The sequence below is a fragment of the Streptomyces sp. NPDC058701 genome (assembly GCF_042715295.1).
Classification (GTDB): Bacteria; Actinomycetota; Actinomycetes; order Streptomycetales; family Streptomycetaceae; genus Streptomyces.
In genome coordinates, this window is record NZ_JBHXSY010000030.1 from 49,131 (window position 1) to 70,424 (window position 21,294).

18 protein-coding genes and 7 pseudogenes are annotated in these 21,294 nt (G+C 69.8%); 16 read left to right on the forward strand and 9 right to left on the reverse strand.

Going from position 1 to position 21,294, the window contains the following annotated elements; genetic code table 11:
• Positions 1-858: 858 nt before the first annotated feature.
• The gene (locus ACFWW8_RS27050; RefSeq protein ID WP_386532127.1) at positions 859-1,284 is read right to left on the reverse strand and encodes a nuclear transport factor 2 family protein; all 426 of its coding nucleotides are present in this window, start codon (positions 1,282-1,284) and stop codon (positions 859-861) included.
• A gap of 109 nt (positions 1,285-1,393) precedes the next feature.
• Here ACFWW8_RS27050 and ACFWW8_RS27055 point away from each other — a divergent pair, with 109 nt between their 5' ends.
• Complete coding sequence (locus tag ACFWW8_RS27055) at positions 1,394-2,002, forward strand: TetR/AcrR family transcriptional regulator (RefSeq protein ID WP_386532129.1); 609 nt, start codon at positions 1,394-1,396, stop codon at positions 2,000-2,002.
• Between the two features lie 296 nt (positions 2,003-2,298).
• On the opposite strand, the gene ACFWW8_RS27060 is transcribed toward ACFWW8_RS27055, so the two are convergent.
• The gene (locus tag ACFWW8_RS27060) at positions 2,299-2,685 is read right to left on the reverse strand and encodes an STAS domain-containing protein (RefSeq protein WP_386532131.1); all 387 of its coding nucleotides are present in this window, start codon (positions 2,683-2,685) and stop codon (positions 2,299-2,301) included.
• Between the two features lie 435 nt (positions 2,686-3,120).
• Here ACFWW8_RS27060 and ACFWW8_RS27065 point away from each other — a divergent pair, with 435 nt between their 5' ends.
• The 4 genes and pseudogenes from ACFWW8_RS27065 to ACFWW8_RS27080 all read left to right on the forward strand — a co-directional run bounded on the left by ACFWW8_RS27065 (position 3,121) and on the right by ACFWW8_RS27080 (position 5,425).
• Complete coding sequence (locus ACFWW8_RS27065) at positions 3,121-3,267, forward strand: hypothetical protein (RefSeq protein ID WP_386532132.1); 147 nt, start codon at positions 3,121-3,123, stop codon at positions 3,265-3,267.
• Positions 3,268-3,313: 46 nt separating this feature from the next.
• Positions 3,314-3,958, forward strand: coding sequence for a GNAT family N-acetyltransferase (locus ACFWW8_RS27070; protein ID WP_386532134.1), 645 nt, complete (start codon positions 3,314-3,316; stop codon positions 3,956-3,958).
• 117 nt (positions 3,959-4,075) lie between these two features.
• A pseudogene (locus tag ACFWW8_RS27075) lies at positions 4,076-4,168 on the forward strand (IS5/IS1182 family transposase); the annotation flags it as partial.
• An 897-nt stretch (positions 4,169-5,065) separates the two neighbouring features.
• Positions 5,066-5,425, forward strand: a complete 360-nt coding sequence (locus ACFWW8_RS27080; protein ID WP_386532136.1) for a transglycosylase family protein — start codon at positions 5,066-5,068, stop codon at positions 5,423-5,425.
• Positions 5,426-7,041: 1,616 nt separating this feature from the next.
• On the opposite strand, the gene ACFWW8_RS27085 is transcribed toward ACFWW8_RS27080, so the two are convergent.
• Together ACFWW8_RS27085 and ACFWW8_RS27090 are read right to left on the reverse strand one after the other, a co-directional pair.
• Positions 7,042-7,245, reverse strand: a complete 204-nt coding sequence (locus tag ACFWW8_RS27085) for a cold-shock protein (RefSeq protein WP_386532138.1) — start codon at positions 7,243-7,245, stop codon at positions 7,042-7,044.
• A 256-nt stretch (positions 7,246-7,501) separates the two neighbouring features.
• A pseudogene (locus ACFWW8_RS27090) lies at positions 7,502-7,798 on the reverse strand (MerR family transcriptional regulator); the annotation flags it as partial.
• Positions 7,799-8,254: 456 nt separating this feature from the next.
• Between ACFWW8_RS27090 and ACFWW8_RS27095 the strand changes: the two are divergent.
• The 4 genes and pseudogenes from ACFWW8_RS27095 to ACFWW8_RS27110 all read left to right on the forward strand — a co-directional run bounded on the left by ACFWW8_RS27095 (position 8,255) and on the right by ACFWW8_RS27110 (position 11,180).
• A complete protein-coding gene (locus ACFWW8_RS27095; RefSeq protein ID WP_386532141.1) occupies positions 8,255-8,797 on the forward strand; it encodes a hypothetical protein in 543 nt (180 codons plus the stop codon).
• A gap of 43 nt (positions 8,798-8,840) precedes the next feature.
• Positions 8,841-9,188 (forward strand): annotated as a pseudogene (locus tag ACFWW8_RS27100) (transposase); the annotation flags it as partial.
• A gap of 389 nt (positions 9,189-9,577) precedes the next feature.
• Positions 9,578-9,733, forward strand: coding sequence for a hypothetical protein (locus ACFWW8_RS27105; RefSeq protein ID WP_386532143.1), 156 nt, complete (start codon positions 9,578-9,580; stop codon positions 9,731-9,733).
• Between the two features lie 946 nt (positions 9,734-10,679).
• The gene (locus ACFWW8_RS27110; protein WP_386532146.1) at positions 10,680-11,180 is read left to right on the forward strand and encodes a metallophosphoesterase family protein; all 501 of its coding nucleotides are present in this window, start codon (positions 10,680-10,682) and stop codon (positions 11,178-11,180) included.
• A gap of 53 nt (positions 11,181-11,233) precedes the next feature.
• Here ACFWW8_RS27110 and ACFWW8_RS27115 read toward each other — a convergent pair whose 3' ends face one another.
• Positions 11,234-11,971 carry a DUF72 domain-containing protein gene (locus tag ACFWW8_RS27115; RefSeq protein ID WP_386532148.1) on the reverse strand — a complete coding sequence of 246 codons (738 nt, stop codon included), beginning with the start codon at positions 11,969-11,971 and terminating at the stop codon, positions 11,234-11,236.
• 708 nt (positions 11,972-12,679) lie between these two features.
• Between ACFWW8_RS27115 and ACFWW8_RS27120 the strand changes: the two are divergent.
• The 4 pseudogenes from ACFWW8_RS27120 to ACFWW8_RS27135 all read left to right on the forward strand — a co-directional run.
• Positions 12,680-12,766, forward strand: a pseudogene (locus tag ACFWW8_RS27120) (DUF6328 family protein); the annotation flags it as partial.
• 13 nt (positions 12,767-12,779) lie between these two features.
• Positions 12,780-12,977 (forward strand): annotated as a pseudogene (locus ACFWW8_RS27125) (transcriptional regulator); the annotation flags it as partial.
• A 408-nt stretch (positions 12,978-13,385) separates the two neighbouring features.
• Positions 13,386-13,713: pseudogene (locus tag ACFWW8_RS27130) on the forward strand (IS110 family transposase); the annotation flags it as partial.
• Between the two features lie 325 nt (positions 13,714-14,038).
• Positions 14,039-14,086, forward strand: a pseudogene (locus tag ACFWW8_RS27135) (hypothetical protein); the annotation flags it as partial.
• A 359-nt stretch (positions 14,087-14,445) separates the two neighbouring features.
• On the opposite strand, the gene ACFWW8_RS27140 reads toward ACFWW8_RS27135, so the two are convergent.
• Entirely contained in the window at positions 14,446-15,039 is a 594-nt protein-coding gene (locus ACFWW8_RS27140; protein WP_386532150.1) for a TetR/AcrR family transcriptional regulator, read from the reverse strand.
• A 122-nt stretch (positions 15,040-15,161) separates the two neighbouring features.
• Between ACFWW8_RS27140 and ACFWW8_RS27145 the strand changes: the two genes are divergently transcribed.
• The 3 genes from ACFWW8_RS27145 (at position 15,162) to ACFWW8_RS27155 (ending at position 17,940) form a co-directional block, all read left to right on the forward strand.
• Positions 15,162-15,782 carry a flavodoxin family protein gene (locus tag ACFWW8_RS27145; protein ID WP_386532153.1) on the forward strand — a complete coding sequence of 207 codons (621 nt, stop codon included), beginning with the start codon at positions 15,162-15,164 and terminating at the stop codon, positions 15,780-15,782.
• Positions 15,779-16,858 carry an NAD(P)H-dependent flavin oxidoreductase gene (locus ACFWW8_RS27150; RefSeq protein ID WP_386532156.1) on the forward strand — a complete coding sequence of 360 codons (1,080 nt, stop codon included), beginning with the start codon at positions 15,779-15,781 and terminating at the stop codon, positions 16,856-16,858. Before ACFWW8_RS27145 ends, ACFWW8_RS27150 begins: the two co-directional genes overlap by 4 nt.
• A 488-nt stretch (positions 16,859-17,346) precedes the next feature.
• Positions 17,347-17,940 (forward strand): hypothetical protein, encoded by a 594-nt coding sequence (locus ACFWW8_RS27155; RefSeq protein ID WP_386532221.1) that lies wholly within the window; start codon positions 17,347-17,349, stop codon positions 17,938-17,940.
• A gap of 331 nt (positions 17,941-18,271) precedes the next feature.
• Here ACFWW8_RS27155 and ACFWW8_RS27160 read toward each other — a convergent pair whose 3' ends face one another.
• From ACFWW8_RS27160 to ACFWW8_RS27170, 3 genes are all read right to left on the reverse strand, one after another.
• A complete protein-coding gene (locus ACFWW8_RS27160; protein ID WP_386532159.1) occupies positions 18,272-18,781 on the reverse strand; it encodes a hypothetical protein in 510 nt (169 codons plus the stop codon).
• A 1,164-nt stretch (positions 18,782-19,945) separates the two neighbouring features.
• Positions 19,946-20,314 (reverse strand): hypothetical protein, encoded by a 369-nt coding sequence (locus ACFWW8_RS27165; RefSeq protein WP_383806670.1) that lies wholly within the window; start codon positions 20,312-20,314, stop codon positions 19,946-19,948.
• A gap of 233 nt (positions 20,315-20,547) precedes the next feature.
• Positions 20,548-20,898, reverse strand: coding sequence for a hypothetical protein (locus tag ACFWW8_RS27170; RefSeq protein ID WP_386532161.1), 351 nt, complete (start codon positions 20,896-20,898; stop codon positions 20,548-20,550).
• Positions 20,899-21,294: the final 396 nt, after the last annotated feature.

Consider the following 21,294-nt stretch of genomic DNA (forward strand, 5'->3'; position numbering starts at 1 on the left):
TCCCTGAGCATCGGCTTGGACGTGCCCGTTCGGCTATACCCGGTGGGCCGCGTTGCCCCATACACCGACACCAGGCTCGGTTCCTCATGCCTGTCCGACTCCTCGCCGGGGGCCGGGCAGGCATGCGCTGCCCATCGAGCCGCCTTCGGATCGCCTCGTTCGAATCCTGACCTGAGAAGACTCTCCATCCGAGGTTCAGACACGGACACTCACCGACAGCTGAAGGACCCGGGACGGACGGGTCGACAGAACGGGGGGCCGCGGGCCCGGTGCGGGGTGGCCCTGACACCTGACGTCGGCACCACCGTCCGGGGTGTAGCCACCGTCAGGCCCGGCGGTGACGGACCCGCGGTGACGAAAAGCAGTCAGGCGCCAGGACCCGGGACCCGCCCCGGGAACTCGGGGGCAGATCCCCGGGACGGTGTTGGCTCCCCACCCCTTTCAACGAACCGCCCCCGCCCGCGGACACGCACCCGCCCAGGCGCTGCGCCGGGACGGGAGCCGGCGACCGGGTTCGGTCAGGAGGTGATGTCGAATCAGGATCCTGGTGTTCAGGTCCGCCAACAGGACGGGCAGCAGACCGGCGACCGCAGGCAGGCTCGTGCCCTGACGGTGCCGGTTCGTCGCGGCGGCCTGGTCCCGGACTCGTGGGACGTCGGCGGGTGGCGCGGACGGCACGAGACCGGGGTGGCCGGAGAGGATCAGCGAGGGGCGGCAGAGCGCGGCCCGGAGCACAGGTACGTGCGGGACGACTGGCGGGCCGCCTGGGCCGGAATATCGCCGAGGTGAGCAGAGCGTGCGGCAAGCGTCCACGGACGTGTCTCGGGGAGCTACGGCGCGCTCAGGTCCAACGATCCGTTACGGGAGAGGGCGCTCCGGGATCTGCTCGATCGCGGTCGCCTGGGACCAGACTGCCTGCCACTGGCCGTCTGCGTTCTCATAGGTGTCGGTGTGCCAGTAGCTCGCGCGGGGTACTGGGCGGTGCTTGAAGATCACCTCCAGCGTTGCCTGGTAGCGGATGACGGCGGCGTTCCCGTGAATGCGGACGTCGATGGGGCCGGGTTCCCATTCCACGTAGTCGATGTCTCCGGTTGCGATCGCCTGGAGGTACGCATCTTTGGACATCACGTGGCCGACGGGGGTGACGAGCTGGAAGTCGGGTGCGTGCAGCTCGGAAGCGGCACGGATGTCGCCGGCGACGAGCGCTCGGAGTCTGGCCCGCTCGACGTCGCGGATCTGCTCGGCGATCGCACCACCGACCGGGACGGCTGCCGTCTGCGTCATGGCGTTTCACTCCTGAGAGGTTGTGAGGCCAGCGAGGGGGTGGAGACCCGGGATGACCAGCCTAATTGGACATATTGACGCTGGGAGTCCATTGCGTCAGGATTGCAGCATGACAGACGACCGAACGGAACACATCCTTGATGCCGCACTGACCGCGTTCTGCCAGTACGGCTACGGCAAGACGACCATGCAGGACGTGGCCCGTGCCGCCGGGATGTCCCGGGCTGCTCTGTACCTGCATTTCCCCAGCAAGGAAGATCTCTTCCGGGCAGGGTCCCGCCGGGCACACTCCCGAGCGCTCGGCGAAGTGGACACAGCCCTCACCCAGCAGGGCGACGTCCTGTCCCGAATCGATGCCGCGATGGGCGCTTACTTCGGAGGACTCCTGGCGCAGATCTCGTCGAGCGTGCACGGCGGAGAAGTCCTCGATGCGAGTCTCGACGTCGCCGGCGACATCGCCGGCGAGGCCCACGCGGCTCTGGTCGTCCGCCTCGCCTCCGCGCTGCACACCGCCGCGGCAGCGGGAGAAGTGCAGTTCTCGACCACCGAGGCGACCGCCGAGGACATCGTGCTTCTCCTCCTCGCGGTCACGGACGGACTGAAGAAGACGAGCGCGGACCCGCAGGCACGGCAGCAACGCAAGGCGTTGTTCCTCCGCCTGATGCAGGCGGGAATCGCACCCCCGCGCCAGCCGCTCGCTGAAGGCAACGCCCCGTGATGACGTCCCAGTACTGCCCACGCCCGTACCCGAAAACCCCAGGAGGCCAGCAGCGCGCCCACCATCAGGGGGCTTGCCCGCTGCGAAGCGGGAGGGTCATCGGCGGCCCCTTCTCCTCGGCTGTCGCGACGGCCTCCGTTCACCAGCCACGCCGCGCCTCCGGGTTGCGCCAAGGTGTCCGCATCGGCCAGCTCCGTCGAGCCTGGCACGCCGTCCGTCCCTTCGACGTCGGCGCATAGGCACACTTCCGGGTCGGCCCGCGGATCCGGAGCGCGTCGACGGCCTGGCCGCCGTGGTCAACGCCACGGTCCGTGGCCGCCGCCCGCTCGCGGTGCCTTTGGGGCAGTGGGGGTGATGTCGAAGGTCTTGTCCGCGCCGGTGATCTCCAGCAGGCGGGCGACCTGCGTGCACGGGGCGGCCAGGCGCAGACCGCGGCCGGACCAGCGCGCCACGAGCATGGCGCGGATCAGGACGTTCAACCCGGAGGAGTCACAGAAATCGACACGGCTCAGGTCCACGACGACGTCGGCCGGACCGCCGGTGCGGGCCAGGGCACCGAGGAGTGCCGTGCGCAGGGCGGGCGCCTGGTCGACATCGAGTTCACCGGTGGGGCGGACCACGATCATCTCCGCGCGTATCTCGGTCTCCACCGACTGCGGCCCGGCGGTCGCATCCGTTGCCATGCTGAATCTCCTCTATGCCGGACAAGGTCTGGCGACCGTACTTGAGGATCTTCCTCGGCGGCCACGCCCCGGGGTTCCGCCCGTAGGTGACGCAGGCCCGGCCCGCTCGCAGCGTTCGCGGCCGGGTACCGGTGGCGCCGTCAGCGGGTACGCCCCACGCCCCTGGCCGGTGCGGCCTGTGCCGGTGAGCAGGGACGGCGGCCTCCGCCGGGGCCGGCTGGCCGGGGGCAGCGGCGGCCGGGGTGGTGGAAGGGGAGCGGGCCGCCGCCGGGGAGACCCTCACGCGGGACGCGGGCCCGGCCGGGGCGAAGGGCGGTTTAAACGTGGCGGAACCCTCCGCGAGCTTGCCGCTGCCGTGCCGGTGGTCGCGTTCCGGCGGATGGCATCGGCGGTGCGCACTCGGCCTTCACCGCCGCCGGCTCCGAGGAGTCGGGCGTGGTGCGGATGCGCTACGGCCTCGGTCAGTGGCAGGCCGAGCAGGCGCAGCGTCCGGAGGACGATCCCACCGGCGCACCCATTCACACTGGTACTTCCGACCAGTTCAACGTCGAACTCGGACGCGTGGAGGGCGGCGGCAGCTGAGTGCAAAGCCCTTGTGAGAGCGCTCCCAAGTGGGCAGGATGAGGCGATGAGCCAGGCAGTGCACGTACGTTCCTATCGACCCGGCGACAGTGAGGCCCTTGCGGAGATCTGCATCCGCACCGCGGACAACGGCGGTGACTCCCGGCATCTGTACCCCGATCCGGAGCTGATGCCGGCACTGTTCGCGGCGCCCTACGCGTACCTCGAACCCGAGCTGACGTTCGTCCTGGACGACGGGTCCGGCCAGGCGGTCGGCTACATCCTGGGGACTGCGGACACCCGGCAGTTCGTGGACGCGTTCCGCAAGGCCTGGCTCCCGCTGATCACGGAGCGCTTCCCCCGCCCGGACGGAACGCCGGACACCTTCGTCGAGGAGATGACCGCGCTTCTCTACCGCCCCGAACGCATGATCCTTCCCGAGCTGGACGGACATCCGGCGCACCTACACATCGACCTGCTACCGCCCTGGCAGCGCAAGGGGTACGGGAGGGAACTGATGGGCACCTTCCTGGACGCGCTCCACTCCAAGGGGGTCCCGGCCGTCCATCTGTCGATGCTCGTGGCGAACACACCGGCCAGGGCCTTCTACGACCGCCTCGGATTCCATGAGATCGAGGTCCCCGATCCGGGACCACTCGCCTATCTGGGACGTTCCACCGAGAGGTACAGCGACAACCCGCTGGGCAGATAGTCAGATGCGAGCCCGGGCGAGGGCCGTTGCCCTGCAGCGTGGACGGTGCGTCCGGCCCGTCGCAACTGCTCGGCGAAACTGCGAACGCCACCTCGGCGTCGACGTCGAGGTCCCACCCGCCGCGACCCGGGCCACAAGGGCCTCAAGGACATCCCGCGGCGCTGGGTCATCGAGCGGACCTTCGGCTGGCACATGAACCACCGCCGCCTCGGCTACCAACCACCCCACCCACGCGCCGTGCCAGCCACATACCAACGACCAGCGAAACTGCGCAGCACCCAACGAACCCGCACAACCACGTCCAGACTCGGAAACACCGCAGCTCAGACGGAGCAAGCCTCCCAACACCGCGCAGGCTCAGTAGGCCACCCAGCCGCAAACCCGCTCAACCAACCTGCACAACACCAGGCCAGGAACACAACGACTGAGCAGATTCACCGCCCGGCGACAACCGTTGGCCACACTCCCATCGTCGGTCTCATGCTTTTCACTCATAGGCTCTTTCCCTCACGGCGCAGAGTAGGTTTCCGCCATGGACATAGGGGACGCACCTGGGTGGGTGGGAGCAGGTCTGGGGCTGGCGGCCTTCGGAGTCAGCCTCCTGTCGCTGCGGTACAGCAGGCGCTCCGCGAACGCGGCCAGTGAAGCGGTGCTGGACGCCCGCCGATCGGCCACCGCGGCAGAGCTGTCGGTCACTGAGGCGCGCCGTTCTGGAACGGCGGCCGGGCGCTCGGCGGCTGTGGCAGAGGAGTCCCTGGCGGATCAGCGTCGGGAGGCGGAGGAACGCCGCGCCGCTGAGGCCGAAGCGAACCGCCCCGGGCCAGGCTGCGCATTGAGCACCGTACGCGGGCGGTCTGGGAGCTGATCAACTACGGCGATGCAGATCACCAGTCGCGGAGCCCACGAGTGCCTGCCGGTGCCCAGCCCGCCTTGGGACGGGCTGTATCCCGGCTGGCACGGGCGCCGTACGGGTGATGTCGCCCGTTCGCCTGCTGAGATGAGCCGGGGTCAGCTTGGAAGCGTGGTGTGCTGCCTGCACGGCCCGTCGGCCGTAGGCGGGACCGGCCGGGCCCCGGGGCTGGTCTGCCGGACAGCGAAGGAGGACTGATGTCTCGTTTCCAGGACAGCCAGCGAACCGGAAGCACCATCTTGGCACTGCTCTGCGCAGTGCTCCTGAGCCAAGCCGCACTACTGACCGGTTCCAGCGCCCATGCGGCTGCCCCCTCCACGAAACCTCGTGTCGACTGGGATGCGATCGCCCGATGCGAGTCGGGTGGCAACTGGCGTGCCAACACAGGCAATGGGCACTACGGCGGTCTGCAGTTCACCCAGCCGACCTGGAGGGCGGCGGGTGGTCGCCGGTACGCCGCCCGGGCCGACTTGGCCACGAAGCCGGAGCAGATCGCGACGGCCAGAAGGCTGGCCGCGGTGCAGGGTATGGGGGCTTGGACCTGCGCCCGCCGGTAGCAGGCGGGTGGGCCTGTCAGCGGAGTTGGGCGTGAAGCCCGGTTTTCGTGCGCGAGACAGGCTGCTGCGGAATCTTTCTCCCCGCGGCCTGGCTGAACTGGCTGCCCCACTGGATCTCGTCGTGAGGTAGGCCTCCCCGGAGGATGAGCGGAGGCCTACCTGTACAGGGCTGTGCGCTGCGGCTGGTTAGGTAGTGGCGCTGGGCGCGCCGGACCCAGGAGCTGGTTGTCAGTCTCATCTCACACACCCGTCGACGTGGCAGCCGCCGCGCTCCCGGCCCTCGCCTCCCTCACCTGCTTCCAGCAACTCGTCCGACAGATCACCCTCACCCGCCCACCACTCCAGACCAAGCCACGCCACCGCACCCGCCCCACTCCCCCACGACGCCCCACAGGCCAAAGACCGGCATAACCGGACCCCGCCTCCGCAAAGCCGAACACGGCAGAACACGTGACGCGGGACGGACGAACCTGCAGAAACCAGCGGAAGCCGAGTAGGGCACCTCACGATGTCCGGCAACGCCCGTCCGGGAACTGCGTGACCTCGGCCGCGCGCAACCGCAGAAGCTGCGCCGCTTCTCGCACAATCCTGGCCATGCCTCCAGGGTCCTCCCGCCCGGCCGTGTCCGTTCACTGGATTAAAGGTGGCCGTGCCCACGGGCGACGCAGGCAGGCCATATGGACGGCGCCCGGGAGCACGTGGACGGCCAGGGGCCGCAGGTGATCTCCGCCGACGTGGAGGCCGAACGCGCCGAGGCGCTCCGTTTTGACGCCGAACGTGTCTCGCAGGCGTGTGGGACGTTGAGACGGCGACGCATGCACCAGCCTGGACCTGCCCCCCACGTCGGGCCCGTGCCGTCCGCGGCTCCGATTCCCGCCCGGCATCGGAGCCGCGTCCAAACCTCCCGGTTGCCCGTGCCGTCAAAGGTCCTGGTTCGCCCTCGGGACCAGGACTTCATGCTGCCGGGGCGCCGTTGGCCCGTCGCGTACCCACAGGAGGGCCGACGCTCAACCGGGGCCGCCAACGGCCGGGGCGGCCGGGCGGCAGGGTCCCGGTCGTCATGCCGGACGGTTCCCGCCCCCACGCCCCGTCACCGCCAGTGGCCCGCCCCCTGGGCGGGCGCGGCGACGCGCTCAGCATGAACTCGCTGAAAGTGGCAGAAGAACTTCCTGCCCTGAACGCCCCCTGAACGAACGAGGCCCCCAGCACGGTCGTGCCAGGGACCGCTCTGCCGGAGACGGCCGGCAGGGGTCAGCGCGTCTCGGTGCTGGTGCCCTCCGGCCCGTTGGTAGCCCGCTCGTGAGTTTCAGCGTCGGCCATGTTCAGCACCTGCGCCTGTTACCCCGATGGCCGGCTCAAAAGAGCTGCGCACCCGGGCCGCGTCCACGTCTTCCAGAACGCCAACGCCCCTGCGCGTTGCCTTCGCCGCGTGCGCGGGTCGGCCGAACGCGGGATGAGGGCCGCGCGCAGGTGCGCGGCCCTCATCGCATGCGTGTCAATCTCCCGCGGGCGCGCCGGACAGGTTTCCACCATGCGGCTCGGCTCGGTCCTACAGGCTCCCCGGGGAGGGCAGGGCCGTTGCAGTGCTTGCGGGTCCGGTCATGCCGCGGGTCCGGTCATGCCAGGCTGATGTTCTCGGCCTGGGGGCCCTTCTGGCCCTGAGCGACGTCGAACGTCACGGTCTGGCCTTCCTGGAGCTCACGGAAGCCCGAGGAGTTGATCGCGGAGTAGTGGGCGAAGACGTCCGGGCCACCGCCGTCCTGGGCGATGAAGCCGAAGCCCTTCTCCGCGTTGAACCACTTCACAGTTCCCGTAGCCATATCCATGCCTTCCAGCCGACGAACGCCTCCCGCAACGCGCGGAAGGCGGAGGTGACCGTCCTGGTTCCTGCGGCACAGCACAGCAAAACACCCACGCCGAAAGCGTGGGCAAAAGGGAACTTCCGAACCACGACAGCTTGGACCGACGCTACACGCCAGTACACCCCATCACCACGTGAAACGACCCATACGCCGCACTCAACGGCGTACGCGCAGGGGACCCCCAGGTGCCCGACGGGCGCGTACCGCCCCAGGCCGCGGCCGGCGAGACCACCGGACCGACGGCACGACGGTGTCCGGCATTGATGCGCTGGCCCTGTTCGATCCGGCAGGCCGCCTCGAGCGGGGTCCCGAGGCCGAGGAGTTCGCGGGCGCGAGCGCGGGCCTCGATCCGTAGCTGATGGCGGCAGTAGCGCCGGTGACTGCCGGCGGAGCGGAGTGATCAGGCGCGCCTCTCCGATCGCACGGAGGAAGCCCTGGGTGGTGCCGAGCCTCTCGGCGGCCCGGCCATCGTGTAGGCGGGGAAATCATCGATGAGGCACGTAGCTCTCAAATCACTGCCTCATTTACGTGCTGCCACAGAGACCGAACGCGCATTTCCCAGGCCTCCGCGAGTCTCCAATGTCCGAGCGGACTACCCCGGCCACACAATTCATCCGTTTGGGGCGTTTAAGTGGCTGGATTGTACGCCATCGCCTTCTGTTGAACTGGACCGGTACAGCGTCCCGAGTGCGAGGTGACCGATGTACAGGATGTACGCCCAACACGTGGAAGCCGGTGCCCGGATCCTGTGGCACGCCGTAGACCGCAAGGGCAACACCCTGTGCCGTCGGACGCTGACCAAGCAGGCTGCTCCGCTGCCGGGAGGACGTGCCGGAACTGCGAGGAGTACTGCCGCGGTTGCATGGACGTCGTCGCCGCGGCAGCGCCGTCTTGTGTTCCGCACAGGTAAGGCCGTTCGGCAGAACGCGGGAGATCGTTCACTCCCACCCCGAGAGGAGCCACGCTCGTGATCACTGACACCTTCCCGCAGGGGGGCCAGCCCCAGACACGCCTCATTGCGCGCTGGCGCCAATCGGCCGATCAGCACCTCACGCCCACGAAAAGGTCACTGATCGTGACGTGGATCGCCTTCGGCGTCACATGGGGAACCGTGCGAATCATCACCCACGGCATTCGCGGCGGCTGGCTGCCCTGGGGGAACATCTCCGCCGGAGGCAGGCACCTGCACCACTACAACATCGGCATCGCTACCCTCGCCGGCGTCGGCCTTGTCGCCGTGCGTGGCGACGAACGTGCCGCAGGCCACCCCGCGGTCGCCACCGCCTACGGCGCAGGAACCGCACTCATCGCCGACGAATTCGCCCTGCTTCTCGATCTGCAAGACGTTTACTGGACCAGACAAGGGCGCCTGAGCGTAGACGTCTCCATCGGCATCCTCTCCGTACTGGGCGCCTACCTGACGGCCGTGCCGTTCTGGCACGAGTGCGCTCGGATAACCCGCCACCACATCGCCTCCGCCGCCAAACAAGGCCTGACAGCCGCCACGTAAGACGTCATCTCATTTGGGCATCGCGGGTAGGCTGACGGTCATAATGGGGATCGTTGAGCGGCTGGTGCCGGACGAGTTGTGGGTGCTGTTCCAGCGGGTGGTGCCGGAGGCGCCGTCGCGTCCCCAAGGCGGTGGCCGGCGCCGGCACGGCGACCGTGGAGTACTGGCCGCGATCGTGTTCGTCGCGACGTCGGGTTACGCCTGGCAGCAGCTGCGCACGGCATCCTTCGGCCCGTCCGGAGCGACAGCCCACCGACGGTTCTCCGAATGGAGCAAGGCCCCCCGAGTGTGGGCCAAGCTCCACCGCCTGGTCCTCGACGAACTCGGCGCCCGCGGCGAGCTCGACTGGTCCCGCTGCGCGATCGACTCGGTGAACATGCGGGCCTTGAAAAGGGGGAGAGGCGGAGCGCGGTCAGGCTGGTGGTGGCGGCCTGGTCGGGCTCGCCCGCGGCGGCCAGCGCGCCGGCCAGGTGCGCGGTAAAGCGCGGCCCCTGAGCGGGGGCCGGGCGCCGCACCGCCGCCCAGCTCCGCCCCCACGCCCGGCGCCCCGCCGGAGTGCGGTGAGGCGGTGCGGCCCAGTGAGTCCGCTCTCGAGGGCGAACGAGTACCGACCGGGGCGGCCCAACGACTCCTGACGCCCTAGCATTTCGCGAACTGCGTCAGGCACTCACCGTCCTGACCGCCTAACCTGACCGCCCAAACGGTCAAGAACCCCGTCACCCGGTCGATGACCTGGGCCTGCCTGAGCTGCGTCTGCGGATCGGCGTAACCGGGATCCTCATGGACAGCGAACCCGTGCTGCGCTCCATCCAGCTCCAACAGCTCCAGCTGTCGGCCGAGCAGCGCGAGCGGCTCACCGCGCTCGGCGTGACACCCGCTCCCCCCGGCCCCCGCACCGGCCGCGGACGCGGGCCGCGGGCGCGGGCGGCGGGGTGAAGGGGCCGTCCAAGGCACAGCAGGCCTTCCAACGGGGCCTGGCAGCCCTCACGCAGTACGTCGCGCGGGAAGCGGCGGCCTGCCCGCGCGCTCTGCGGTCGAGGTGCTGCCCGACGGCGCCGAGCACCGTACTGGGATCTGGTACAGGAATCTGAAGGCCCACCGCGACAAGCTCGACCGGGCGCAGCTGACCGCACTCGCCGAACTCGGGGCGGCGTGGGCGCGGTAGCGGAGGGCAGCACACGGGGTCCGGACGGGGGTGCCGTAAGGGCCGCCCGACTACGTGAAACTTACATATTCCGTATATGAAGCGTACGTATCGCGTACGGAGAGGGTGGGGTGCGGGTAGGGGGTCGGCGGAACAGCGGGCACCCGCGGGCCGCCGGGCTCGCGCGCCAGCCTGCACCGATCCGGCCGGCACATTTACAGGCACGGGCGGTCACGGCGATGGCGGCGGCCTCGCCGCTCGCGATGGCGCCGAATCGGCGGCGGCCGGGTCGCGGACGGCCCGTTCCCGCCGAGACCGGCTTGACGCCGGGCCCCGCGGGCACGGGGAGAATGGTGTCCGCCGACGCCGGCTTCGCCGAGAACCTCGCCGCCACGCGGGCCCACTTCGAGCTGCACGGGACCCTGGCCGCCCCGCGGCACACGACCGCCTTTGACCGCGCCCCGCGGCCGGGAGCGGCGGGATGTCCCGGCGATGGGCGTCCGGGCAGGGCCCCATCGCCGGGGAAGCGCCACGCGGGATGCGGCGGAGACGACCAGCGCGGCAGAAATGTGACGCCGCGTCGCCATGGCGGTCACGAACCGGGGCCGTTCGACGTTGAGGAGGTCGGCGGGCGGCGGCGCGCCGGAGCCCTGTGCGCCCGGAGCAGTTCGGCTGCGGCTGGCGAACGGGCCGCGTCCGCCGCTGCGGACACCGGCGGCGGTCCTTACCGTGGAACGCATGCGGCTCCTGCTGACCTCGGACACCCACCTCCCCACCCGCGCCTCGTCGCTGCCGGACGACCTCATGGCCGCCGTCGACGACGCCGACACCGTCATCCACGCCGGGGACTGGATCGATGAGGCCACGCTCGACCTACTGGAATCCAGGTCCCGCCAGCTGATCGGCGTGTACGGCAACAACGACGGTCCCGGACTGCGCCGCAGACTTCCGGAGGTCGCCTACGCCGAGCTGGAAGGAGTGCGCTTCGGGGTCGTGCACGAGACGGGAGCGGCCGCCGGCCGAGAGCGGCGCTGCGCCGAACGGTTTCCGGAGCTGGACGTCCTGGTCTTCGGCCACAGCCACATCCCGTGGGACACCACGTCGGGGCGACTGCGCCTGCTCAATCCGGGCTCGCCCACCGACCGAAGGCGCCAGCCCTTCTGTTCGTTCATGACGCTCACTGTTGCGCACGGGCGGCTGTACGACGTCACGCTCCATTTTCTGCCACCACGGCACTGACACGGGGGCCGGCGGCCGTCCCCGTCTGCCCGGGGCCGCCCCGGCCCCGACGGTCACCCGCGCACCCGGCGTGCCACCAGACGGTTGAAGACCCGCGCATCAATGACGGCGGCACCACCGGGGTCGTTGTTGAAGTAGGCGTAGACATCCGCGTCCCGGGGCCACGCGTCCGCGATGCGGTCCGCCCAACTGCGCAGAGCCGTGGGCCCGTAGCGGGGCCAGGGCCTGGCGCGGCCCTCGTGGAAGCGAACGTAGGCCCAGTCCGCCGTCCGCCACAGCGGGTTGAGGGGCCGGGAACCGCGGTCGGCCCAGCACAGGGCTGCGCCGCGGTCCACCAGCACCGTGCGTACCTCGTCGGTCCACCACGACACGTGGCGCGGCTCGACGGCGATGCGCGCGCCGGCGGGAAAGCACGCCAGGCAGGTGTCCAGGGCGGCCGCATCGGCCCGCAGCGTCGGTGGTAGCTGGAGGAGGATCGGGCCCAGTCGGTCACCCAGGGAAGCGGCGTGTGTCATGAGCCGTCGCACCGGTTCCGCAGGCTCACGCAGCCGTTTGACATGGGTCAGGAAGCGGCTCGCCTTGACGGCCATGACGAATCCGGGCGGGGTGCGGGCCCTCCACTGCGCGAACGTCTCGGGCGTGGGCAGCCGGTAGAAGGCATTGTTGACCTCCACCGTGGGAAAGTGCTGCGTGTACTCCTCCAGCCAGAGCCGCTGCGGCCGGTCCGGCGGGTAGAAGACGCCCGACCAGTCCCGGTACTGCCATCCCGACGTGCCGACGAAGACGGTCATACGGTGCGCCTGCCCGGGGCCGGGCCGGCCATACGACCACTTACGATCGGGTTCCCACGCCGAGGGGCAGACCTCCGCGCGGGGGCAGGTACGTGCGGGGCATGCACGAGCGGGGGGTCCCGCCGCCGTGCCTCCTCGGCAGTCCGCCCAGGCCTGCCCGGACGGGGAGGCCCGCTGGTGCCCACCACGGCTCACCGCGGCATGGGCGGTCGGTATGTGGGAAGACGCCCACTGATCGTGCACATGCCCCGGCCTGCCCGTGCGAGTGGCCGCCACCGGGAGGGCCGGCAGGATCAGCAAGGAACGGTGGCACCGATGGAACCGCGCGAGCCGAGAGAACCGAGGACTCGCCACGGCGAGACGTCCGACAACCCGGAGATTCGCGCGACGCCGTGGCAAGACCCCAGACGGGTCCTCGATCGGATGGTCGATCTCCTCGACGCTGGCGCTGCCACAGCCGGCGGGTCCTGGGAGAACCGCGGCGGCCACGGCCCATGAGCCGTCCGGAGACCGGAGACCGTCGCCGCAGAGGGCGCCGGGCCGGCACACAGGACGGCTTCGATGCCCTCGGCCAAGGCCGGCACGACCGCGCTTGACGGTCCCCTCTGCGGGTAGCGGCAGGAAGAAGAACCGAGAACCGCGCGGATACCGCGCGGATGCACGCCCGGAGGGCCTCGTGATCGCGCGCGCGTCGAACGTGGGGAACGGATCGAGACCTGCGACGAACGCGCGGACCGGCTGTGGCTGGAACTGATGCAGGAAGTGCGGGTGGTCCTGACAGCGGTCCAGTTGTTCTCGGCGTTCCTACGACGAGGAGGCGCTTGCTGTGGCCGTCTCGCTGCGAGAGGCCGCGCTCAGCGGCGTCTTGGGCAGCGAACAGGCCGCGCTGTCGGCGCTGCTGAAACTTCGGCAGGTCCTACCGCCCCGGATCGCGGACCGGCTGGGGGAGATGGATGCGGCCTTCGTACACACTCCCAGGCCCGAGGGACGTCAGATCTCGCCCGGCGCACGGGTGCTTGGTCCAGTCTTCCCAGCGGTCCATTAGGCGGAGGCCGGAGAGTTCACCTCCTCCAGCCTGCGCCGCGTCTCGGTCTACGAGCCCACGCCCGCAGTCGCCCGATAGTCCCGCGCCCCACGGGAGACCGCCCCGCCCCCGCACCCAAGAAGGCCGCCTCCCCCATTACCTTCTTGGGTGGCTCCGCAATGGGGCTCCCGGCCTTCGGGCCCGGCATGACTTCCCCCCTTGTTGACCATGATCCGGGGGGGGTGGTGTCACCGGGCCCGGAGGCACTGACTGACCGCTGATTAGGGGCTTGACCCCCGACTTGTCGCAGGTCGGGAGGTTCTTCGTAATGTGGATGTGGCGATCGGTGCCGTGGGTGAGGCCGGGTAGAAGCACGACCGGAGCACGCACGTGATCGACACCGGCGACATCGACGTCTACCTCCGGCCTGGACGTCGGCAAGGGCGAACACCACGCCACCGCTGTGACCCCGGCGGGGAAGAAGGCCTTCGACAAACGCCTGTCCAACACCGAGCCCAAACTCCGCGAGCTGTTCGCGAAGTTGCAGGCCAAGCACGGAACGGTGCTGGTCGTGGTGGACCAGCCGGCCTCGATCGGCGCCCTGCCCCTGGCAGTCGCGAGGGACATGGGCTGCCCAGTCGCCTACTTACCGGGCCTGCCGATGCGGCGGATCGCCGACCTCGTGCGGGACTCGGGTCGGAAGCTGGATGTCCGCGACCTTCCGCCGGGTCGGGCTGCGTTCCTCGGTGCGTTCGAGGACGGCGTCAACACGCACTGGCTGCTGATCGACAGCGGTGAAGTGTGGATGGCCCGCGGCCATGAAGGCGATGGGGAACAGCAGTACGGGCTGGTCAGCTCTTCGGTGGCTGGTCTGCAGAACGTCTTGGAGGTGTGGGAGGCGTTCGCGTGCTCGGGAAAGAGCGATGCGGACGACAACTACGAGGACTACGTCGAAGACGTGCTTGACCGGCGTGACGAACAGGAGATGTTTCGTACTGTGTCTGCACATTCTGCGATCGGCCCTGGTCTACGTGAACACCCTGATGCTCCAGGACATCCTCGGCGAACCGGAGTGGGCAGGCCTCCTCACGCCCGCCGACCGGCGTGGCCTGACCCCGCTGTCCAGGTCCCACGTCCGGCCCTACGGTGAGGTGAACCGCGTCATGGACGCCCGCCTCAAGCTCGCCCGCGGCCTCTGTCCCGGGACCCCGGGCCGCGGACAGCGAGGCCGCCCGATCTGCCGTGGAGGACGCATGAACCTGCTCCGTTGCAGGCCCGGGGCCGGGGCGCGCCAGCATGGTCTTTGGAGGGGATGCGTGCGGTGGCGCCGGGGCATGTCCCAATGCTCGCCTTTTACGGTGCTCCACCGTGAGGTGATGCCCTCGGTGGAGCGCCGCTCCTACAAGGGGATCAACAACCTGGCGGAGAACTCCCAGTGACAGCGCCCAAGTCAGGCACCGAGCAGCATCAGTGTGTGAGGCCAGAGGTCGTCGAGCACTGCGGGGTCGTTGTTGAGCTTGGCGAAGAGAACCATGCCCTCCAGCTGGGCGACGAGGGCCCGGGCGGTCGGCATCGAAGCCCGGTCTGTCGGGATTGCGCCCTCGGCTGCCGCGTCCGTGAGAACGGCGGCGACCAGTTGGATCTGTTCGTCGAAGATCTCCTTCAGACGGGCCTGGATGTCCGGTTCCCGGGCGCTTAGCTCCAGGGCGAGGTTGCCCAGGAGGCAGCCGTCGACCGTGCCGGAGTCTTCTTTCATCCGCCGCTGGACAGCAGCCATGGCGTCGAGCAGCCGCCGCAGCCGGTCGAGGGCGGGCGCGGGGACGGACAGCTCCCCGACCCAGCAGCTTCGCTCGCCCTGCCAGTAGGCGTCGACGACCTCGACGGTGAGGGCCTGCTTGGACTCGAAGAAGTGGTAGAAGCTGCCCTTCTTCACGTCGGCATGGGCGCAGATCTCGGCGATGCCGAGACTGTTGTAGCCGTGGCTGCGCATGAGTTCGCCGGTGGCTGCAAGGAGCCGTGTGCGTGCCGTGCTGGTGCGTCCCATAACGGCCACTATACGGGCGGTCAACTATCCGGAGGTTCCGGGAGTGGATTTTTAGTTGACCGGTCGTCTAGTGTTGGAAAGTCGGCAGGCAACCGGCTCGCCGCGCTCCAGGAGGCCTCCCCATGGCTGTACCCCCGATCACCGTCGCCATCGCCCATCACAGCGGGTACGGGCACACCGCCCGTCAGGCCGCCGCCGTCGCCGAGGGCGCGGACTCCGTGCCCGGAGTCCGCGCCGATCTCCGGGACGTGTCGGTCCTCGACGAGAGCCTGTGGACCGCCCTCGGCGCGGCCGAGGCGATCGTCTTCGGTTCCCCCACCTACATGGGCTCAACCTCTGCGGTCTTCCAGCACTTCGCGGAGGCGAGCGCGCCGGTCTGGGCCGAGCGGGGCTGGCAGGACAAGCTCGCAGCCGGCTTCACCAACTCCGCCGGGGTCAACGGCAACAAGGACAACGCCCTGCTGTCGATGACCGTGTTCGCTGCCCAGCACGGCATGACCTGGGTGCCGCTGGGCCTGACGCCCGGCTGGATCTACTCCTCCGGAGGCAGCCCTCAGGACCTCAACCGGCTCGGCGGCTTCGTCGGCGCCATGGCACAGTCGCCCTCCGACCTCGGTCCGGAGCAGGCACCCGGCACGGCCGACCTGCGCACGGCCCGGCACCTGGGAGAGCGCGTTGCACGGGCCGCGCTTCGCCAGGCCCTGGGTCGCGATGCCGAGCTCGCCTCGGCGGTGACCGGATGAGGCCGGGACGTCTTGGCGAGCTCCTCGGCATCGAACTGCCTATCATCCAAGGGCCGTTCGGCGGCGGACTCTCCTCCGTCGAGCTGGCCGTGTCGGTGTCGGAGGGCGGCGGGCTCGGCTCGTACGGGGCCCACATCCTCCTCCCGGAGGAGATCGGGGATCTGGTAGCACGGCTGAAAGCGGGCACGGACCGGCCGTTCGCGGTGAACCTGTGGGTTCCGCTCGATGGTGAATCCGAACTCCAGCCGTCCGAGACGGACCTGGCCACTCATGTGGCGCGACTGCGGCCGTACTACGAGGAACTCGGCGTCCCCGCCCCCACCGCCGCCGACGTGGCCGCGTGGCCGGACTTCGACGCGCAGGTGGATGCCCTGCTCGCCGCCGCCCCGCCGGTCATCAGCCTCGTGATGGGGCTGCCGCCCCGACGTCTGGTCGAGGAGGCCCGGCGGCTCGGCATCGCGCTGATCGGTACGGCGACGACCGTCGACGAGGCCATCGCTCTTGAGGCCTCGGGCGTGGACGCGATCGTCGCCTCCGGCAGCGACGCGGGCGGCCACCGGGGAGCCTTCCTGCGCCCCGTGCGGGAGTCCCTGGTGGGCACGTTCTCGCTGGTCCCGCAGGTGGCGGATGCGGTCACGGTGCCGGTGGTCGCCGCGGGCGGGATCGCCGACGGCCGCGGTGTCACCGCAGCCCTCGCTCTCGGCGCGGACGCGGTCCAGATCGGCACCGGCTTCCTCGCCTGCCAGGAGTCGGGAGCGAGCGCGGTCCATAAGGAGACGCTCGGCACCCCTGGGGCCCGAACGACGGTCCTGACCCGTCTGTTCTCGGGCCGCACAGCCCGGGGCATCCCGAACAGCTTCGTCCGCGACATGGCAGCCCACGAGGACCACGTACCGCCGTATCCCGTACAGAACGCCCTGATGCAGCCGATCCGCCGGGCTGCGGGGACGCAGGGCCGGCCCGAGTACGTGAACCTATGGGCCGGCCAGTCGGCAGCCCTGGCTCAGGAGTCACCGACGGCGGGCTCGTACCTCGCCGACCTCGTCAACGAGGCAGACAGGCTGCTGAAGAGCTGACGGCTTCGCCGTTGCCGGTCGGGCGGTGGATCTCGGGTAGGCGTTGCCATCCCTGAAAGGAGCAGCCCCTGAGGCACTATCACCTTCTTCCATCGCCTGACGGCTCGCCAGTCGACTGCCGCAGCAAATGCCGGAGCTACTGCGGTGGAGCCCCCGATAGCGCAGAGCGTCCACCCGCACGGCCAGCGGCGCCGTGCCCAGGCATTCCGCGGCGGCTGCGAGCTGGACGAGCTGGTGGGGCATCTTCCACTCACCGAGCGATTGCATGACCGCAGTCCAATCTGGGCGATCCGTGCGCGACCTTCCGTGGGGCCAGCGTCATCGGCAGGGAACGCGTCGTAAGCGTCCTGCGCCGCTGACGCCCCTAAGGAACCGGCGCGAATGTTCAGGGAACGAGGCAGGGAGGAAGCAATGCGGGAAGAGGAAGCGGCCCAGGCTGCCGTGCGGGGGACGGAGGCGTGCGGTGGACGGAGGCGGGCTCCGGGAACGTGGTGATGTCGGTCAGCCCGGCCGAGGAGGAGCTGATCGCATATGTGCGCGCCCACGCTGAGGAGACCAGCGCCACAGGGCGCCAGGCTGCGGAGGGTTGGCTCTACGCCTCGGTCTGTCACCTGCTTCTCGACGTCGGCCGGCTGTTCACCCCCGCTTGCCTGCCCGCCTCGCCCTCCCCGCGGTATCGCGGGTTCTGCTTCTCCAACGCGACGGCAGCCTGCAAGGAAGTGTCCGGCGGGGAGCTGGTCTACGTGGAGGGTTTCCGTTCGACGCCGGTCGATGGCCATGGCACTGTTCATGCTTCCCACGGGTGGGCTTCCACTCCCGCGGGAGATGTCGTGGATCCGACCTGGCCGCGCCTGGACGGTCTCGCCTACCTCGACACCCCCTTCGCCGACCCGAACGACTCGTCCCACCCCCTGCTCGGCGGCGGACTCCTCATCGAAACCCGCACCCTCATCCCCATCCTGAGACACGGCCTCGACCCTGCCCGCGTCGAGACCCGGTCCGCGACCGAAACGCATCGAACACCTTCAGCGGACTCGGCGGTGCCGCAGATGGAGGTTTGTCCTGGAGGAGGGCCGGGGTGACGCGGATACCGGTGAGGTGCTCGGCGAGCGCGAAAGCGGCAGGCACGGCCTGGTTGTCGGCCGTCTCGGCGGTACGCGGTGGCGGACTTTCGCCGACCTCTTGAGGACCGGTCCCAGCGCGGACGCGACAAGCCGACTTCGCCGCCGGCTGGCTGCCCCGAGCCTAAGGGCTGTCCCGTAGTCCCCGGCGGGCGCGCGACGCCAGCTCCGGCACCTCGCCGCGTTGTCGGAAGGCCCTCATACGCCCAGCATGAGGGCCCGCGCCCCTCCGCCTTGCGATGCACCGCATCTGACGCCGTGCGCTGACCCGCCAGGGATTACGGAACAGCCCTTAGTTGTAGTAGCCATCGACATAGATGGATACCTTGTCATTGGTCTCTCGATAACCGGCGAGAGAGGAATTCCAGTAATCGACCGTGGACTGAGCTGACCACCAAGATCCGTAGGTCTGATTGACCGCATTCGAGACGGTGGTGCACTTGAATGAGTCGCCGTTCTTCATCCACTTCATCACGACGCAGGTCCAGCCGCCGTAGCCCGCTCCAGAGCTACCGGGGCCGTAGGTGAGCGAGATGTCGCGCACATAGTGCTGCACATTCGGGTTCGCGTTGGTCATGAACACGGTTACTTGGCCGTTTGCCTGATTCATCAGTCCGTGACCACAGGTCTGCATGGAGAGGCCGGGAGTCGAACTGGAGACCGCTTTCGTGAGACACAGGGAAGAGCCGGCCTGGGCAGGGCTGGACATACCGATGACAGCTACCGCAGTTGCTCCCGAAACGGCAAGGGAGGCGATGCTCTTCTCGAAGCGCATGAAGATCCCCCTGATCGTGAGTGCCATGCACGACGATGGCAACGGATGCACGGTACCCAAGCGATGGTGGACACACCAGAGTGCCAACATCCCCCGCGTCAAGGGGGTTTCGTGCGCCGCCCGCCCACCCCTGGGGGCGACAGGATGGTCGCGATCGTCGTGACGCTGCTTACCGACGCGGGCCCGGCCCCTGAGCGCAGCATGGTCCCGGCCCGGGTCGGCGCGTGTCGAGATGTAGTGGTGCCGTCGTGCAGGGAGCGGCGTAGCAGCCGGGTCCAGCGTGGTCGGCCGTGGGGCCTGCGGGCGGGTACAAACGTCGACGAGGTCCAGGAGACGCTGCGGTTGGGGCTGCCAGTTGTAGGCGAAGAACATGGTTGGTCGAGGCGGGCGGAGAAAGCGATCAGGCCGTTCAGGCCGGTGCGTCGATGAACGCGAGGTGCCGCACGTCGCAGGCCACGACTATGCCTCCGTCGGCACCGATGTGCAGCTCGTCAAGGCCGGGTGAGATGCACGCGGGACGGCCGCAGCCGACCGAACGCAGTGGGGGAAGGGCGACCAGGGTGGAACTGGGCGGGCACGAAACGGGCAGGCCGAAGGCCGGAGGCGCGACGCAGGGCGGGCCGCGGCCGCGGCGGCTGGCTAATACGCCCGGGGTCAGATGAACGGATAGCGGCACCAGGCGCACGATCGCGCGGACGCGGGGCGTCAGGGTGTGTCGCCGTACCGCAGGAACGGGCCCGGAGGGTTCCCACGTCGGTGCCTGCGACCGGGTCGGGGAAGCCGGGCAGGGTCCGGCGCCATACGGTGACCGCGGCGCGGCCCACCCGGGTGATCCGCGCGACCTCCGCGAGGAACGCCGTGTCGTCGGCGGGGGCGGCCGGCTGCAGCGCGGCGAGCGGGGAGCGGCGAGCGGCGAGCGGGGAGCGGGGAGCGGCGGCTGGGGCCGGTCCGGCGGACCTGTCGCCGGTCGACGGCGGGGCGGGTCTGCGGCAGCAGCGCAACGGCGGCCGCGGATTCCCTGCCAGGTTCGGCGTGTTGGCATTCGCCGCACGGAGCCCCTGGCAGTTGTGGCGGGACGGGTGCATCGGCTTGCGCCCACGGGCACCGCGGTGGCCGCCTGGAGCTTTACGGACCGGACCGGGCCGCCGATCCGTACGGCGCCCGTATGTGGAGCCATGCCGCGATCCCGGATCAGGAGACGCGCTTGAGCTGCCACGCGTTGTTGTTGAAGCTGGGGTTCGACGAGTAGACGCAGCTGCTGCTGTAGTACGAGCCGGTCTGAACCCAGCCCGCAGGCTGGTACGTGGAGGCGCAGGCCTGGACCACGGTGCCGACGGGCAGCCCGGTGAGCTGCTTTATCTGCTTGATGTTCGGGCTGAAGCTCTGCGTGCCGCAGCTGCTGCTGTACCCCCAGCTGACGTCTACGTACCCGGTCGGGGTGAGAACGCTCGCGCAGGAGGTGGAGACGTCACCAGGGGCAGCGTGGGCCGGGACGGCGGTCAGAGCGAACATCGCTGCGGCACCGGCGAGGGCCATACCTGTGGTGCGAAGACGAGTCATCGGTCGTGGCTCCTTTTGATCGCGGACGGCCGGTCAGGCCACGAAGCCATTACTACGGGTCAACAGTCGGATTCGAACAGCGAGTTTTGAGCCTAAAGATTCACTGGCCCACCGAGGAGGAACACAACCGGCGCGTGCCGACCGGCGCCAGGGCGGTCTCGGCGAAGCTGAACTCGGACGTCGCGCCGTGACATGACCCTGAGAACCCAGACCAGGCCACACGCGACCACTCATCACGCCGCCCTGTCGGATCGGCTCACCTTCAACACGCCGATACAACAGGAAAGGCGCAGTACAACGGGACCTGCCCCCGGGCCGCCAGCCCGTAGTCGACGGCGGCCGTGCCCACCGAGGACACCCACCCGCGACGCCACCTCGTGGTCGAAGTCGCTGCGGCGGACGCCGAGGCGTACGGCGGCGTGGTCCGGGCCCAGGGGCACGTCGTGGTCCAGAAGGGCGGGCAGGTCCCGGCGGCGGGCCAGCGTCTCCACCTGATCCGGGTGGACCTCCGGAAACTCCGTGTCGCCGCCGAGGCGGACCAGAAGGCCGGCGCGCACGAGGTGGCCGACCGCGGACGCGGTCACCCGCGGCCGCCGCCACGGGAGCGGGACGCCCAGGGCCTCGTCAGCCGGTCCGCGGCCCACCCCGCGCCGACCGGCCCAGGCAGTACGGCGCGTACCGCCTCCGGGTCGGCCGCCTCCACCACCGCCCGCGAGACCACTCCCCCGGCCCGCGTCGGCCGGCAGCACCAGCCCGGCCGCCCACCGCCACGCCGCCACCTGCACCCGCAGACACCCCGCCGCCTGGCCCTCGTCATACGCCCCACGCCGTACGCCCATCGCGCTCCCCCTCGACCAGCGGCCCGACCACCGGGCTGTGGCCGAAGCATCAAGGAGGATTCTGTTTGCCCGGCTTGCCACAGTTGACCTGGCTCCATTACGCCGCCCAGGAATGGCGTAGATCAAGGTTTCGGGTGAAGT